This window comes from Leucobacter sp. M11 (genome assembly GCF_035726885.1).
Classification (GTDB): domain Bacteria; phylum Actinomycetota; class Actinomycetes; order Actinomycetales; family Microbacteriaceae; genus JAPFRB01.
The window spans coordinates 317,986-319,344 of record NZ_JAPFRB010000004.1 but is presented as its reverse complement, the minus strand read 5'-3'; the positions used below and the strand labels follow the sequence as shown (position 1 = coordinate 319,344).

General features: G+C 71.8%; 2 protein-coding genes. One reads left to right on the top strand and one right to left on the bottom strand.

Features of this window, described 5'->3' with window-relative positions; genetic code table 11:
- Nucleotides 1-69: 69 nt before the first annotated feature.
- A complete protein-coding gene (locus tag OOT08_RS13540; RefSeq protein WP_325093294.1) occupies nucleotides 70-1,131 on the top strand; it encodes an LLM class flavin-dependent oxidoreductase in 1,062 nt (353 codons plus the stop codon).
- A 38-nt stretch (nucleotides 1,132-1,169) separates the two neighbouring features.
- On the opposite strand, the gene OOT08_RS13535 is transcribed toward OOT08_RS13540, so the two are convergent.
- Nucleotides 1,170-1,359 (bottom strand): hypothetical protein (locus OOT08_RS13535; RefSeq protein ID WP_325093293.1); only part of this gene is annotated, 190 nt, incomplete at its 5' end.

Below are 1,359 nucleotides of genomic sequence, written 5' to 3'. Positions count from 1 at the left end.
AATGCGGGCCGTCCCCCGCCGGTTATAGTGTTCACGCGGACACCGCCGCGCTGACGAAAGGGGACGCGGATGACCGCGAACGCAGTGGCCTTCGGTCTGGACACCTTCGGGGACATGACCGTGGACGAGGCCGGGAAGGCACAGAGCGCCGCCGCGGTGCTCCGCGAGGTGCTCGCGCAGGGCGAGCTGGCCGATCAGGTCGGCGTGGACGCCTTCAGCGTGGGCGAGCACCACCGCGACGACTTCGCCATCTCCGCCCCCGACATGGTCCTCGCGGCCCTCGCGACCCGCACGGAGCGCATCCTGCTCGGCACCGCCGTCGTGGTGCTCTCCAGCGACGACCCCGTTCGCGTCCAGGAGCGCTTCGCGACGCTCGACGCCGTCAGCAACGGGCGGGCCGAGATCACGCTGGGCCGCGGCTCCTTCACCGAGTCGTTTCCGCTCTACGGCTTTGACCTCGCCGACTACGAGACGCTCTTTTCCGAGAAGCTCGACCTGTTCACGAAGCTCCGCGAGGAGGGGCCCGTGACCTGGTCGGGCACCTACCGCACGCCGCTCGACAACCAGGAGGTCTTCCCGAAGACCGAGGGCGGCAAGATCCCGGCGTGGATCGGCGTCGGCGGCAGCCCGGAGTCCGTCGTGCGCTCGGTGCAGAGCCGGATCCCGATGATGCTCGCGATCATCGGCGGCGACCCCGCCCGGTTCCTGCCCTATGTTCGCCTGTACGAGCGGGCCACGGAGCAGCTCGGCTACGAGCCCATGCCGCTCGGCGCGCACTCCCCCGGCCACGTCGCCGACACCGACGAGCGTGCCCGCGAGCAGCTCTGGCCGCACTTCCGGGAGAACCGGAACCGGATCGGCGCCGAGCGCGGCTGGCCGGAGACCACCCGCGCTGAGTTCGAGCACGAGATCGAGGCGGGCTCGCTCTACGTCGGCTCCCCCGAGACCGTCGCCCGCCGCATCGCGCAGACGGTGCGCACGCTCGGCCTGGACCGCTTTGACCTGAAGTACGCGAACGGCCCTATGCCGCACGCGCAGCTCCTGCGCAGCATCGAGCTCTACGGCACCCGGGTCATCCCCCGGGTCCGGGAACTCCTGGCCGAAGCCGAGGAGCCCCCGCACGCGGGCTAAGCCCCAGCCACCGAGCGGCACCACTCGCGGGCACAGCTTCACTCGCCGATCGGGTTCCGGAGCCGTCGCCGGAGCGCCAGGATCAGCCCGGTCAGGACGAGGGCCGTGGCGGCCGCGATCCCGAGGGCCGGAGCCGAGCCACCCGTGTCGACGATCCGTTCGGGCTGGGCCGTGCCCGTTGCGCTCGGCGGTTGCCCGCTCGGCCCGAGCGTGCTCGTGGGGCTCACC

Excerpts from the sequence above, each read along its gene's own strand:
- OOT08_RS13540 (WP_325093294.1), top strand. The coding sequence starts at position 70 with ATGACCGCGAACGCAGTGGCCTTCGGTCTGGACACCTTCGGGGACATG.